At 71.9% G+C, this 12969-nt stretch carries 13 protein-coding genes; 5 read left to right on the top strand and 8 right to left on the bottom strand.

What is annotated here, in order from left to right; genetic code table 11:
- Nucleotides 1-4: 4 nt before the first annotated feature.
- Complete coding sequence (sigJ, locus tag ACZ9QC_RS01735; RefSeq protein ID WP_472918444.1) at nt 5-949, bottom strand: RNA polymerase sigma factor SigJ; 945 nt, start codon at nt 947-949, stop codon at nt 5-7.
- Nucleotides 950-1052: 103 nt separating this feature from the next.
- On the opposite strand from sigJ, the gene ACZ9QC_RS01740 reads away from it, so the two are divergent.
- Nucleotides 1053-1433: a hypothetical protein gene (locus ACZ9QC_RS01740; protein ID WP_472918445.1), complete on the top strand. Its 381-nt coding sequence runs from the start codon at nt 1053-1055 to the stop codon at nt 1431-1433.
- Between the two features lie 34 nt (nt 1434-1467).
- Here ACZ9QC_RS01740 and ACZ9QC_RS01745 read toward each other — a convergent pair whose 3' ends face one another.
- Nucleotides 1468-2637, bottom strand: coding sequence for a hypothetical protein (locus ACZ9QC_RS01745; RefSeq protein WP_472918446.1), 1170 nt, complete (start codon nt 2635-2637; stop codon nt 1468-1470).
- Nucleotides 2638-2852: 215 nt separating this feature from the next.
- On the opposite strand from ACZ9QC_RS01745, the gene ACZ9QC_RS01750 reads away from it, so the two are divergent.
- The gene (locus ACZ9QC_RS01750; RefSeq protein WP_472918447.1) at nt 2853-4046 is read left to right on the top strand and encodes a hypothetical protein; all 1194 of its coding nucleotides are present in this window, start codon (nt 2853-2855) and stop codon (nt 4044-4046) included.
- Between the two features lie 58 nt (nt 4047-4104).
- Here the strand turns inward: ACZ9QC_RS01750 and ACZ9QC_RS01755 are convergent, their stop codons facing one another.
- Together ACZ9QC_RS01755 and ACZ9QC_RS01760 are read right to left on the bottom strand one after the other, a co-directional pair.
- Nucleotides 4105-5076 (bottom strand): LLM class F420-dependent oxidoreductase, encoded by a 972-nt coding sequence (locus ACZ9QC_RS01755; protein ID WP_472918448.1) that lies wholly within the window; start codon nt 5074-5076, stop codon nt 4105-4107.
- 49 nt (nt 5077-5125) lie between these two features.
- Entirely contained in the window at nt 5126-6010 is an 885-nt protein-coding gene (locus ACZ9QC_RS01760; protein WP_472918449.1) for an LLM class flavin-dependent oxidoreductase, read from the bottom strand.
- A gap of 224 nt (nt 6011-6234) precedes the next feature.
- Here ACZ9QC_RS01760 and ACZ9QC_RS01765 point away from each other — a divergent pair, with 224 nt between their 5' ends.
- Complete coding sequence (locus tag ACZ9QC_RS01765) at nt 6235-7029, top strand: methyltransferase domain-containing protein (RefSeq protein WP_472918450.1); 795 nt, start codon at nt 6235-6237, stop codon at nt 7027-7029.
- A gap of 6 nt (nt 7030-7035) precedes the next feature.
- On the opposite strand, the gene ACZ9QC_RS01770 is transcribed toward ACZ9QC_RS01765, so the two are convergent.
- Both ACZ9QC_RS01770 and ACZ9QC_RS01775 read right to left on the bottom strand, forming a co-directional pair.
- Nucleotides 7036-7470, bottom strand: coding sequence for a cupin domain-containing protein (locus tag ACZ9QC_RS01770; RefSeq protein ID WP_472918451.1), 435 nt, complete (start codon nt 7468-7470; stop codon nt 7036-7038).
- Between the two features lie 307 nt (nt 7471-7777).
- Nucleotides 7778-8341 carry a snapalysin family zinc-dependent metalloprotease gene (locus ACZ9QC_RS01775; RefSeq protein WP_472918452.1) on the bottom strand — a complete coding sequence of 188 codons (564 nt, stop codon included), beginning with the start codon at nt 8339-8341 and terminating at the stop codon, nt 7778-7780.
- A 186-nt stretch (nt 8342-8527) separates the two neighbouring features.
- Between ACZ9QC_RS01775 and ACZ9QC_RS01780 the strand changes: the two genes are divergently transcribed.
- Together ACZ9QC_RS01780 and ACZ9QC_RS01785 are read left to right on the top strand one after the other, a co-directional pair.
- Nucleotides 8528-9211 carry a hypothetical protein gene (locus ACZ9QC_RS01780; protein ID WP_472918453.1) on the top strand — a complete coding sequence of 228 codons (684 nt, stop codon included), beginning with the start codon at nt 8528-8530 and terminating at the stop codon, nt 9209-9211.
- Nucleotides 9212-9213: 2 nt separating this feature from the next.
- Nucleotides 9214-10308, top strand: coding sequence for a protein kinase family protein (locus tag ACZ9QC_RS01785; protein ID WP_472918454.1), 1095 nt, complete (start codon nt 9214-9216; stop codon nt 10306-10308).
- On the opposite strand, the gene ACZ9QC_RS01790 is transcribed toward ACZ9QC_RS01785, so the two are convergent.
- Nucleotides 10295-12331, bottom strand: coding sequence for a calcium-binding protein (locus ACZ9QC_RS01790; RefSeq protein WP_472918455.1), 2037 nt, complete (start codon nt 12329-12331; stop codon nt 10295-10297). The two genes, ACZ9QC_RS01785 and ACZ9QC_RS01790, sit on opposite strands and share 14 nt — an antisense overlap.
- The gene (locus ACZ9QC_RS01795) at nt 12288-12842 is read right to left on the bottom strand and encodes a GtrA domain-containing protein (RefSeq protein WP_472918456.1); all 555 of its coding nucleotides are present in this window, start codon (nt 12840-12842) and stop codon (nt 12288-12290) included. The genes ACZ9QC_RS01790 and ACZ9QC_RS01795 overlap by 44 nt, the downstream gene beginning before the upstream one ends.
- Between the last annotated feature and the right edge of the window lie 127 nt (nt 12843-12969).

Here is a 12969-nt window from a genome sequence, read left to right on the forward strand (position 1 = left end):
GCTCCTAGGGCGTTGTCGTCCACGGGCGCAGCTTCTCCGGGTTTCGGATCGCCCAGATGCGGCTGACGTGGCCGTCGGTGACGTCGAACGCGGCCACGGTCATGACGACGCCCTCGCGCCGGGCCACCAGGCCCGGCACGCCGTTGACCGACCGCTCCAGGAGTTCGAGGCCGGGCGCCCTGTCGGCGATGGCGACCATGTACTGGGCGATCCGCGCGCCGCCCTCGACGGGGTGCAGCGCGGCACCGACCACGCCGCCGCCGTCGGCGGTCATCACGGCGCCCGGGTCTAGGAGGCCGACGAGGGCGGCGATGTCCTTGCTCTCCCACGCCTGTTTGACGTGTCGCACGACCTCCGCGCGGTCGGCCGTCGGCTCAGGGGCACGTGCGGCGCCCGCCCGTCGTCGGGCGGAGGCGGCCAGTTGCTTGCAGGCCCCGGGACTTCGCCCGAGAACGTCGGCGATCTCGGCGAACGGATACCGGAAGACGTCGTGCAGCACGAACGCCACCCGCTCGGCCGGCGTCATGGACTCCAGGACGACGAGGAAGGCCATGCCCACCGATTCGTCCAGCACGATCTGGTCGGCCGGATCAGCGGGACGCGCGGGGCCGACGGGGTCGCAGGAGCTCCCGGCGTGGACGCCGACGGCCGCGTGCTCCCACTCGGTACGGTCCGGCAGCGGCTCGGGCAACCACACGCCCACGTAGCGCTCACGGCGGGCCCGCGCCGAGCGAAGCAGGTCCAGGCAGATTCGGCCGGTGACGGTCGTCAGCCACGCGCCGGGTGACTCGATCTCCTGACGCCTGCGGCTCGGCAGCCCGTACCAGCGCGCGTAGGCATCCTGTACCGCGTCCTCGGCCTCCGTCGCCGAACCGAGCAACCGGTAGGCGACATTGAGCAGTTGACGTCGCTCCCCGTCCACCGCCCGCACGCCGGTCGATCCGTCCACCGCCGCCCCCTCGCCCAACTCGCCTTACCTTTCGCCGGCCCACGTCGTCGGACTGGTGAGACCTTATCGATCCACTGCCCGAGGGCGTGAAGGAGACCGCGACATGGCCACCCAGGTGACGACGACGGTGACGGCGAACACCCAGCGCACTTCCTCATTCCTGCGGACCGCGATCGCGCTGCAGACCCTGACGATCTTCCTCCAGGCGATCTCCGCCGGACTGTTGCTGACCTCGACTTACGGCGCGACGCTGCACAGTGTCGGCGCGCGGGTGATGTACGGGGCGTCGATGCTGTACGTGCTCGCGGCGGTGCTGGCGTGGAAGCCGGGCGGCGGCTCGCCCCGGCCCGTCCTGCACGCGACCGGCTTCCTCGCCCTCGCCTCGGTGCAGGTCGTGGTCGGCATCGCCCATGTCCCGGCGGTCCATCTGCCCCTGGGAGTCCTGATGTTCGGCCTGAGTGTGCTGGCACTGGCGCGGCGCTGAGACCCCGGATGCCGCCCCTGCCTCCATCGGCCGGCTAGAAGATGCCGGCCTGCATGTGGCGTACGAGGTCGGCCAGGATCTCGCGGAGCCACGGGCTGCGGGCGGCCGGCAACCGGGCCAGGGTGTGCCGAAAGGCGCCCGGGTCCATCCGGAACGGATACCTGGGACGCGGTGGGGGCGGATCGTCGCGGAGGATGTCGGCGTGCTTTCCGCCCGATGCGAGCAGGGGCGGCGACGGTTCGGGGAAGACCAGCCACCGCCACACCCCGAACGGCAGCGGCACCAGGCGGGCGGCCGACGCCACTGGAGTGGGTGCCTGGGTGGGTGCCCCGGTGGCCGCGCGGGACCGGCCGCCGAGGGGTGTCCACAGCTCCCCCGTCTGCGGATGGACCGGTACGAGGAGGAAGTCGGCGCCGGAGTCGGGGGCGGGGCACTCCGGCCCTGCGAGGACGGCTCGTAGCGCCGACGGGTCGGCGGGCGGCCGCAACGGGCCGGCCGGCAGGAACGCGTCGAGGGCGCGCCGGAAGACCTCCGCCGTCAGGCCGTCCGGGACCGTCACCGGCCGGCCGTCCGAGGCCGCCAGCAGGTGCGCGAGCGCCCTGCCAGCCGCAGCTTCCCACTGCGGGCTCCACGACCACCAGTGGTACGTGCCCGAGCGCGAACCCCATGCGGCGATCGGCTCGAACGGGGGCGTGATCTGCGCCGTCTCCATCAACTCCGACCAGGACAGCAGCGGGCTGTGGCCCACGCGGCGGCGGCGCACGGCGTTCGGGGAGAGCCACACCGCCTGCCAGAGCGAGCAGTCGTCGATTCGGCTCGCCACGGGCAGGCCGCAGGCCTCGCAGGCCATGTTGGGGCCGTCGGCCCCGTCGAGACCGCAGCAGTAGCCGCCGGCCTTCTCGGGGATCAGCAGGGTGCCGCGGGCGTCTCCGGGGGCGATGACCACCGCGCCGGGCGGGCCGTAGGACAGGGCAGGGACCGGCGCGTGGATGCCTCGGGCCGCCGCCACCTCAGGATCGATCTCCTCCCACAACCGCCACGGTGGGCCGCTGGGCTCCACCTCCACGGCGAAGGTCCCCGACTCCATGAGCACCGGCAGCTGAATCCCATTCCCGTACTTGTGATGGGCGTGAACCGGCAGGACGACCCGGGACAGCGGGGCGGTCAGCGCAGCACCGCACCCCGCACACTCAAAAACGAACAAACGTCCTCCGCTGGAAAATCAGATGGGCATCGTCGCAGTCCGGCGACGGCGAGCCAACGTGTTTTCCGTTCGTGGCGGTACAGAAGCGCCGCCCTGGCGCCCCGGGACGGCGGAGCACCGGCGGGCTGCGGCCGCGGCGAGACCCCCGCGTGATCCGCGGGTAGGCGCGGCGGGGATACTGGTGGACGCACGTACCCCTGCTTCCCGATGGACTCATGCCGACCTCCCCCACAGCTCGTCCCACTCCCCCGACGGTGTGGCCGGCTCGCGGCCGCCACATCGGACCCGACGCGGAGGACGTCCTCCGTCGTACTCTGCGGCAGCTCAAGGACAGTCAGCTCATCGACGACTTCCTCGAAGTGCCCGACCCCGGGGGCGAGTCCCCGGAGCGGGTCTTCGAGGCCCGTTGGCGGGTCGCCGACGACGTGACCGTGCGTGCCCGGCTCGCCCTCTCGCCCGACCAGGGCAGCGGCCGGGAATGGACCCTCCTCGCGGAGGCGGAACAACCGTGGGATCCGGCGTGGCCCTCCCCCGTCACCCGGTTCTGGCCGGAGTACGGGGACTGGGACCACGACGCCGTCACCGGCCTGTCGCTGAGCAGGATCAACGCCCTCCCCGAGGACGACAAGGACGTACGGCGCGTGCTCCGGGACGCGGGGCGCGGAGGGTGGTGCGTGCACGTCGTCGTCCATGAGGCGATGACCACGGACGAGCGCGGGCAGTTGCCCCTGGCCCGCTGGCTGTCGCCGAGTCTGCGCCACCGCGTGGTCGAGCACCGTGCCGCCCCGCACCAGGTGCGGGTCGTGAACTGGGCGCTGCGTGAGTTCGATGCCGAGGTACCGCGCGGCGGCGCCGTGGTGCTGCCCGGCACTCCGGCTCCCTCCGGCTACGACGCCGAGGACTTCACCGTGCGCACGGTGTTCCTGGACGGTTCGGAACCGGTCGACCTCGTCGCGGCGGTCACGCGGTTCGCCGCGCTGTCGCGCCCGCTGCCGGACGGCGCCGACGAGGCCCTCACGGCGCTGCGGGACGACTGGCACCTGCTCACTCTCGAGGAGGAACTCGCGCGGGAGCGGAAGCGGGTGGCGATGTACGCGGAGGCGCTGGAGGCCATGACCGCGTCCCGGGACCTGTACCGGGAGGCGACCGAGCGCGCGCATGAGGCGCTGGCCGCCTACCGTGAGTCCGCCGAGGCGGCCCCCGCCCCACAGCAGCCGTCCGGGAAACCGGCGGTGTCCCCGTTCCAACAGCTGGCGCGCACGCTGGAGCGCTTCAAGGGCGGCCCCAAGACCTCCTCGCGTCCCGCCGCCACCGATCAGAGGAAGGAATCCGCGGAGGGCGGCCCGTCCACCGGATCGGAACCCGGCTCGGAACGCGGCGCGGAGCGGCGGGGCAGCGACGGGGCGTAGCCCCCGGGTCCACGGTCTCGGGTCTACGGTCTCGCGGGCGGGGCCTTGATGACGGGTGTCAGGCGAAGGCTTCGCGCAGGGCGGGCAGCAGGGTCGTCTCGGACCAGTCCAGGTACGCGGGTTGGGACTCGCCGCCGATCTGCACCAGGGCGATCTCGGTGAACCCGGCCTCGGCGTACGGGCGTACGGCCTCGACGAACGCGTCGGGGTCGTCGCCGCACGGGATGGACGCGGCAACGTCGTCGGGCGTGACGTACTGCGTGGCCGACTCGAAGGAATCCGGGTGCGGCAGTTCCGAGTTGACCTTCCAGCCGCCGCCGAACCAGCGGAACTGGTCGTGCGCGCGCCGCACGGCCGTGGCGCGGTCGGGGTCGTAGCAGACGGGAAGCTGGCCCACCCGCGGCTTGCCCGTGCCGCCGTGCCGGTCGAACGCCTGGAGCAGCCCGGCCTCGGGCTCCGTGGCGATGACCAGGTCGCCGAGCCTGCCCGCGAGGGAGCACGACTGCTCGCCGGAGACGGCGATGCCGAGGGGCGGCGGGTCGTCCGGCAGGTCCCAGAGGCGGGCGGACTCCACGTCGTAGTGCGTGCCGTGATGGTTCACATGGCCGTCGCCGAAGAGCGCCCGGATGATCTCCACCGCCTCTTCGAGCATCTCGTGCCGGACGTTCACGGACGGCCAACCGCCGCCCACCACGTGTTCGTTGAGGTTCTCCCCGGAACCGAGCCCCAGCCGGAACCGCCCCTCGGACAGCAACTGCATCGTGGCCGCCTTCTGCGCCACCACCGCCGGGTGGTAGCGGAACGAGGGGCAGGTCACGTAGGTCATCAGCGGGATGCGTGACGTGGCCTGGGCGGCCGCGCCGAGCACACTCCACGCGTACGGTGAGTGACCCTGCGAGCGCAGCCACGGGAAGTAGTGGTCGGAGGTCACCGAGAAGTCGAACCCCGCGCCCTCCGCCCGCACCACGTGGTCGACGAGGTCACGGGGGCCTGCCTGCTCGGTCATCATCGTGTAGCCGATTTGCACCATAATCAGGCGGGTCCCCGCCTGAGCGGATCAGAAACAGTCGGCAGGAGGGTCAGGTGGTGGGTGCCGCCCGCCACGCTTCGAGCACGGCCCCCAGCTGCCGCAGCGGGTCCTCGCCCACAAAGCGCAGGACGACCGTGTCGGCGCCGGCATCCGCGAGCGCCCGGACGGCGCCGGAGGCCCCGGCGGCGTCGCCGGAGACGGTGAAGACCTCCTCCTGGGGACGGCCCAGCCAGGCGCCGTGCCCCTCGGTATGGGGGTGGAGGGTACGGGCGACCTCGCCGGGGTCGTCACCGACGCAAGCGAAGGCGAAGACGGTGAGGGTGTGGTCGGCGGTCGCGCCCCCCTTGGCGACGAGCTCGCGGGTGTGCTCCAGGTCGCGCGGCCCGTGGCCCTCGGCGATCAGTGTGCCGTCGGCGACGCGGCCGGACAGTTCGAGGGAACGGGGCCGCACCACGCCCGCGACGACCGGCGGGACCTCGGTCGGCGTGTGCACCAACTCGACTCCGTCCAGCCGTACTTCACGCCCCGCCAGTTCCACGCGCTCACCGCGCAGCAGCGCGCGAACGGAGGTGATCGTCTCCTCCAGGAGCGCCAACGGGGAGCGGGGCGCGACGCCGACCTGGGCCATCCATTCCCGTACGCCGTGCCCGATGCCGGCCACCAGTCTGCCGGGGAACACCCGGGCCAGCGTGGCCAGTTCCATCGCCAGCAGCGCCGGGCTGCGCAGCGGGGCCGGAGTGATGCCGATGCCCACCCGCAGACGCTGTGTCGCGCCCAGGGCCACGGCCGCCGCCGTGACGCCACCGTTCCAGCCGAGGTCCTCCACCACCCACAGGTCGTCCACCCCGAGCGCCTCGGCCCGCCGCGCGAACTCCGGCAACCCTTCCGGGGCCCAGTCGCGGTCGTACATCACACCGATCCGTACGTTCGTCATACGGGCGAACCTACGTGGCGGACGACGAGCGGATCAACGGCGTATCCGCCCCGCGCCCGGACCGTGAACGGCGACCGACAACCGACACCGACAGAGACAGCGACGGAGACAGCGACAGCGACAGCGACAGCGACAACCGGCGAAACGCCGTGTGCGTCCTACTGGGTCCGCGGAGGCGTCGCACCGCACACAATGAGCCACCGACGAACCTGGGAGGAACCACAGTGGCCGACTACTCACTGACCCTCGACGACTCGGAGATCGCGCGGTACCGGCTCATGGCCGACCTCGCCGAGCGGCGCGAACGCGAGCTGTGGGCGGCCGCCGGGGTGGCACCCGGGGCGCGCATCGCGGACGTGGGATGCGGGCCGGGCGCGCTGTCCGTGCGGCTGGCGGACATCGTCGGGCCCGAGGGTGGTGTGTGGGCGGTGGACCGCGACGCCGACGCGCTGGCCGTCGCCTCCGCGCTCGCCGAGCGCACCGGCGTGCGCGTGCACACCAGCACCGGATCCGCCGACGCCACCGGCCTGGCCGAGGGCACCTTCGACGTGGTGATGCTCCGTCATGTGCTGGCCCACAACGGCGGCCGGGAGCAGGCGATCGTGGACCATCTCGCCGAGCTGGCCAGGCCCGGCGGCGGCGTGGTGTACCTCGTCGACGTCGACGCGACCGGTTTCCGGCTGCGGGGCGCGCCCGCCGCGTACGACGAGATGCACGAGCGCTACCGCGAACTGCACCGGCGCCGGGGCAACGATCTCGCGATCGGGACCCGGCTGGACGAACTCCTCACCTCGGCCGGCCTCGACGTCATCGCCTACGAGGGCCACATCAACGTCATGACTCCCCCGCCCGGCATGCGCGGTCCCGCCTGGGCGGCACGTGACGCCCTGCTCTCCGAGGGTCTCGTCACCACGGAAGACATCGCCCGCTGGGACGACGCGTTCGCGGACATCGGACAGGACCTGAGCGGCCTGCGGTTCTTCGGCAACACCTATGTCGCCCTCGGCCGACGCGCCTGAGGCTGATCACTCGAAGGAGCAGCCCGGGTTAGGGGCGTCCTCCGAGAACGGGGAGCCGTGGGGCAGGACGTACAGGACGACCAGGACGAGCGGGGTGTCGCCCAGGTTGCGGCCGATGTGGACGTAGTCGGGGCCGGCCGGTTCCTGGATACGGTCGCCGGTGCGGTAGACGCCGTCGGTCTCGCAGGTGGAGTCGTAGTGGCTGAGGGTGCCCTGCTTGACGAAGCCGTACAGCGGTCCGTCGTGGTAGTGCCAGCCGGTGGCCTGACCGGGCGGGATCGTGACCTCCCGCAGGATGTAGTCGGTGCCGTTCACGGTCGTCTGGCTGAGGACCCGGCCGCTGACTCCCGGTCCCGCCGGCGTGGCGTGCGCGGTGCCGCCCCATACGAGGGCGGCGGCCGTCACCGCCCCGGCGACGGCGGTACGGAACGTGCGGCGCATGCGGGCCTCCTGCAAGGCGAGTGAGCACTGTGAGGGCTGCGAGGGCAATGAAGACGGTGAGGGCATCGAAGACGGTGAGGACATCGTCTTCGCCGTGAACATAGGCTGTTTCAGGGGCTGTTGGGTCCGCCTCCCGTGAATCCGCACACGTCCTGGCGAAAGTCGACGCGTTCTCGTCGACGGGCGTCGGCCACGCGGGGTCACCGGGCCGGCTGCCGCCGAGCGGTGCGGAACTCGCCGTCCGGCCGAGCGGACTCGGCCGAGGGGACGGGGCCGGGCGGACTCGGCCGGGCGGCGAGCGGGCGCGTCAGTCCACGATCACGTGGGGGAGCGCCTCCGGGGTCCGTCCGACGAGCAGACCACCGAAGTTGTCTTCGACCTCCGCCTTCTCCGCCGCGTTCGGATACGGGTTCTTGCACGCGGTGCCGGCGGTGGAGCCGGACATCAGGCTGGAGCACGGTCCCGGCTTGCGGTCGGGCAGGCCCAGGATGTGGCCGAGTTCGTGGGCGGAGATCCGGATCGTGTCGTAGCCCTGGTCGACGGCCTGGCGTCCGATGTAGACGGTGCCGTTGCCCAGGGTCGTGGGCAGGGCGCGTGGCCAGCCGTTGTCCGCGAGAACCCGGATGTTCGCGCGCTGGCCGGCCGCGGCCGGCCGCAGCTCGACGGTGTCGACGCTCTCGTTCCAGATCGCCGCGCCCCGGTCGACGGCGCTCCTGAACTCCGCGGAGCCACGCGCGTCGTAGGTGAGGACCCGGGCGGCCAAGGGGGCGGCGGCCGCGTCGGGAGCGGCGGCGACCGCTTGGCCGCCGACGAGGGACAGGGACACCATCAGGGCCGCTGTCAGGCCGCCGGTCAGCGTACGGATGTGCATGATCGACCTCCTTGTGGGGGAAGGTTAGTCGTGCTCATGACACTATCGGAGCTGCCCGCCCGGGACGGCGATGAATCCGTCAATCGGCCCGCCCGGACATGGAGTTGTCGCGTGGCGTGTCATGCGAACGGGAGGGGGCGGGCGGTGCAGCGGGGTCGCCCGGTCCGTGAGAGCCTTGGTCCGATCATGGATGGATCGATCGGTGTCGAGGCCGGAGGACAGGACATGGCCATCAACCGGCCGGGGCTGGGCGAGGATCTGCCGTCGGCGGAGGTGCTGTGGGCGCGGTGGGCCCTGATCGCCGTGCTGGAGACGACCACCGCGGACGAGGAAGAGGGGATCCACCGCACGGGGACCTGGGTGGACGACGAGGGACTCCATCTGGACGACTGCGGCTGTACGTGGTGGGGCTTCGCGCCCCGCGGTGAGGGCCGTTATGTGCTCTACGGCGAGGACGAGTCGAGCGGGGTCAAGTGGCACGAGCCCCCGGTCGACATGTTCGTCGGCGCACCCGACTGGCTCCCCCACGAGCAGCTGCGGGATCTGCTGTCGGGTAATCAACTGGGCTGTGTCTATTGGTTCGAGAACGGCGACTGGGCCCGCGCTCCCTATCCGGCGAGCCTCGGCGACGACGGACTCGACTGCGGGATGAGCCGCTTCGTCGACCGGAAGGACGTGCTCAGGACGATCGCCGACGAGGACCACGGCGCCATGCCCACACAGGACGCCGAGACACTGCTGGAGCACGCCGAGAACTACCGGCTGACGCCGGACCTGCTGATGTCGCTCGTCAACGAACCCGACTGGCGTGAGCTGGACCGGCCCGCGATGACCAGAGCCCTGCGTCTCGCGGGCCTGTACCGGACGTAGACATGTCCCGTGCCGCCCGGTTGGCCGCGCACAGCGCCGTCGCCGCGTCGCTGGCGCGGTGCGGCGACCGCGAACTGCGGGAGCTGGTCGACGCCGCCACCCCGCTGGGCTCCGGCATCGGCGGAACGTCGGTCCTGCTGGATGTCGACGCGACACCGGTCTTCGTCAAGCAGGTGCGCCTGACCGATCTGGAACGCCGCCCGGAGCACGCCCGGTCCACGGCGAACCTCTTCGGGCTGCCGGTCCACTGCCAGTACGGTGTCGGCAGCGTCGGCGGACCGGGGTTCGGGGTCTGGCGCGAGCTGGCCGTACACGCCATGACGACGAACTGGGTGATCGCGGGAGATCACGAGGGCTTCCCCCTGATGCATCACTGGCGCGTCCTCCCCGACGCCGGTCGCCCGCTCCCCGAGGAACTGGCGGACGTGGAACGGGCCGTGGCCTACTGGGGAGGCGGTCCGGGCATACGCCGCCGGATCGAGGAACTGCGGCACTCCTCGGCGAGCCTCACGCTGTTCCTGGAGTACATCCCGCACAACCTGCACGACTGGCTGGGCGTTCGGATCGGGGCCGGTGACGAGGCGGCCGAGCAGGCCTGCGCCATGGTGGAGGAGGAGCTGGAAGCGGGCGTGTCGTTCATGAACGACCACGGGCTCCTGCACTTCGACGCGCACTTCCAGAACATCCTCACCGACGGCCGACGGCTCTACTTCGCCGACTACGGCCTCTCCCTCGCGTCGAGCTTCGAACTCACCCGGGCCGAGGCGGACTTCTACGACGTGCACCGCACCTACGACCGGCACTACACCGTCACCCATCTGGTGAACTGGCTGGTCGTCGCCCTGTACGGGTGCGCACCGGAGGAACGTCGGGAGTTCGTGCGCGCCTGCGCCCGGGGCGAGTTCCCGGCGGGCATGCCGCCGGCGATCGCGGCGGTCCTCCGTCGTCACGCGCCGGTCGCCGTGGTGATGGGCGACTTCCACCACCGCTTCCGCCACGAGAGCAGGACCACCCCGTACCCGCTGGAGGCGCTGAGCCGGGCCCCGCACGGTGACGCGCGGGGCCCGGGGTCCGACGGGCGGGTCAGGGGCAGCTGAGGCGGGTGTCGCCCGCGTCCGTGGTGCAGGTGTCCGTGTTGGGGCCGCCGTTGGCGGTGTCGTTGCCGGAGACCTGGTCGACCGTGTTGAGGTTGTCGGTGCCGAAGTTGCCGATCAGGTTGTCCGTGCCGGGCCCGGCGTTGAGGGTGTCGTTGCCGTTGCCGCCGTCGACGCGGTCGTTGCCGTGACCGCCGTGCACGGTGTCGTTGCCGGAACCCGCGTTGACGGTGTCGTCACCGCCGAGGGCGCAGATCACGTCGTTGCCGAAGGTGCCGGTGATGGTGTCGTTGCCGCTGGTGCCGATGCGGGTGCAGCCACGGGAGTTGTTGACCGTGGTGGTCGCGGTGGCGGTGTTGTCGCCGGTGTTCGGGTCGGTCTGGGTGGCGCCGACCGTCACCCGATCGGTGAGGGTGCCGGTGGCCCGGGGTTCGGCGGCGACGGTGACCGTGGCGGCTGCACCGGGGGCGAGGGTGCCCAGGGAACAGGTCGCGCCGGTCGCGGTCGTGGTGCAGGTGCCGGAGGTGGTGGTCGCCGAGACGACCGAGGCGGCGACCCCGCTGAACGTGTCGGAGAGGTTCACGTCGGTGGCGGAGGTGGTGGTGCTGTTGTTGGTCACGCGCACGGTGTAGGTGGGACGGTCACCGATGGCGGCCGTGGCCGGACCGGACTTCGTCACCGACAGGTCCACTCCGGCGGGTGGCGGCGGGACGCTGCCACCACCCTGGAAGCGGGCCAGGGCGAAGTCGGCGTTCGGCCCTCCCCCGCCCGCGGCGACGATCCCGCCGCCGGACTGCAGGGCCAGGCCGCGGGCGCTGTCGCTGCCACCGAAGTCGGCGGTCGCGACGCCCCCGGCACCGAAGCCGGTGTCCAGTCTGCCGTCGGGGTTGTGGCGCAGCACGGCGAAGTCACCGTTCGTCCCGCCGGCGCTGACGATCCGTCCGTCCGGCTGGAGGACCATGTCGGAGGCGAAGGCGCCGGGCGTGAGGACCCGGCCGTCACCGTCGAAACTCGGGTCCAGGGTGCCGCCCGCGGTGTACCGGGCCAGGGCGACCCGGGCGTCGCTGGAGCCGCCGGCGACGATCTTGCCGTCGGGCTGGATCGCCAGTGCTCGCACCCCGTCGTAGCCGCCGAAGTCGGTGCGGACGATGCCGGCGGTGCCGAACCCGTTGTCCACGGTGCCGTCGGCGTTGAGGCGCATCAGCACGAAGTCGAAGCTGGTCGATCCCACCTCACCCCCGACGACGATCTTCCCGTCGGGCTGCAGCGCCAGGCTGCGGGCGTCACCGCCCGCCTCCTGGGTGTTCGGGTTCGGGTCGACGGTCACCACCCCGTCACCGCCGAACGAGGGGTCGGGGGTGCCCTGGTCGTCGAAGCGGGCCAGCGCGACGAACCCGCCGCTGTAGCCGGCCGCCACGATCCTGTCGTCGGCGTCGATCGCCACGTCGAGGGCCTCGGTCGGTCCGCTGATCTCAGCGAAGACCCTGCCGTCGTCGCTGAAGGTGTCGTCCAGGGTGCCGTCGGGGTTGTAGCGGGCCACGACGAACCAGCAGCAGTTCTCGTACTCCCGCCAGCTCATGCCCGCCACGACGATCTTGCCGTCGGACTGCAGTGTCACGGCGCTGGCCTCGCTCCACTGGAAATTCGGGCCCATGTTGTTGATCGGGGTGGTGACCCTGCCGTCGCCGTCGAACCCGGTGTCCGGGGTGCCGTCGGGGTTGTGCCTGGTCAGGGCGAAATGGCTCTCCGTCACCGAATGGTCGGCGGAGGCACCGACCGACACGATCTTCCCGTCGGGCTGTACCGCCACGTCGCCCGCGTGATCGTCGTCGGCGAAGCCGGTGAGCACCCTGCCGTCGCCGCTGAAGGTGGGATCCAGGTCGCCCGGGGCCGCGGAGGCGGTGCCGGGGAAGGACAGCAGGAGTGCCAGGACGGCGGCGGCGACGGTGCCGGCCCGGGCCGGGGAGAACCGGCGGGGGCGTTCACCAGACCGCCGCCACGCTGGTCGCGCAAGAGGTGTGAGCATGTGCGACAGCCTTCCGCCGTTCGCACACGCGGACGGACGCCTGCTGCGGCATTGCACCCGCCCGGCTGCGGCGATTCCATCCGGCTGGGCGAGTACGGGCGAAGACGACCAGGCGCAGCAGCGCGAAGCGCGCGACGCCGGTGAGGGCGGAGGCGGACAGGTAGACGACCTGTTCGAGCACCGGCCCGGGTGCCGCCACCAGCTGGTGCAGGACGAGTATCGCGCCGCAGGTCACCGCGTACGCGGCCGCCGCCGAACCGGCCGACTGTGCGTGCTGACGCCAGGTCGCGCGCCCGCCCGCCCCGAAGGTGAAGCGCGCGTGCAGCTCGGTGGCGAGCAGCGTGGAGGCGGCCGTGATCAGGGCGTTGGCCAGGGCCCAGGGGATCCAGGAGGCCAGGGCCGCGACGGCGAAGCTGGAGCCGATCCCCACTCCCCCGCCGCAGAGCACGAAGCGGGCGAAGGCGGTGCGGGCGCCAGGTGCCGCCTGCCGTCGGCTGTGCGCTGTCTCCATGGCCTGCCCCCTCGATCGCCCACCGTTTCTCGATGCGGAAACGCTACGTTGCGTTCATAGATTCAGCAACACAGATAGAGCGCAGAGATTCGATAGGAGCAGTTCAAGAGCTGCTTTTCATTGCAAC

Source organism: Streptomyces sp. HUAS MS02 (genome assembly GCF_055702265.1).

What these genes read in the sequence shown, in the direction of transcription:
- ACZ9QC_RS01770 (WP_472918451.1), bottom strand. Translation starts at nt 7,470, where the DNA reads ATGCGCCGCACGTTCCGTACCGCCGTCGCCGGGGCGGTGACGGCCGCC.
- ACZ9QC_RS01755 (WP_472918448.1), bottom strand. Translation starts at nt 5,076, where the DNA reads ATGGTGCAAATCGGCTACACGATGATGACCGAGCAGGCAGGCCCCCGT.
- ACZ9QC_RS01795 (WP_472918456.1), bottom strand. Translation starts at nt 12,842, where the DNA reads ATGGAGACAGCGCACAGCCGACGGCAGGCGGCACCTGGCGCCCGCACC.
- ACZ9QC_RS01780 (WP_472918453.1), top strand. Translation starts at nt 8,528, where the DNA reads ATGGATGGATCGATCGGTGTCGAGGCCGGAGGACAGGACATGGCCATC.
- ACZ9QC_RS01750 (WP_472918447.1), top strand. Translation starts at nt 2,853, where the DNA reads ATGCCGACCTCCCCCACAGCTCGTCCCACTCCCCCGACGGTGTGGCCG.
- ACZ9QC_RS01740 (WP_472918445.1), top strand. Translation starts at nt 1,053, where the DNA reads ATGGCCACCCAGGTGACGACGACGGTGACGGCGAACACCCAGCGCACT.
- ACZ9QC_RS01790 (WP_472918455.1), bottom strand. Translation starts at nt 12,331, where the DNA reads ATGCTCACACCTCTTGCGCGACCAGCGTGGCGGCGGTCTGGTGAACGC.
- ACZ9QC_RS01775 (WP_472918452.1), bottom strand. Translation starts at nt 8,341, where the DNA reads ATGCACATCCGTACGCTGACCGGCGGCCTGACAGCGGCCCTGATGGTG.
- ACZ9QC_RS01785 (WP_472918454.1), top strand. Translation starts at nt 9,214, where the DNA reads ATGTCCCGTGCCGCCCGGTTGGCCGCGCACAGCGCCGTCGCCGCGTCG.
- ACZ9QC_RS01760 (WP_472918449.1), bottom strand. Translation starts at nt 6,010, where the DNA reads ATGACGAACGTACGGATCGGTGTGATGTACGACCGCGACTGGGCCCCG.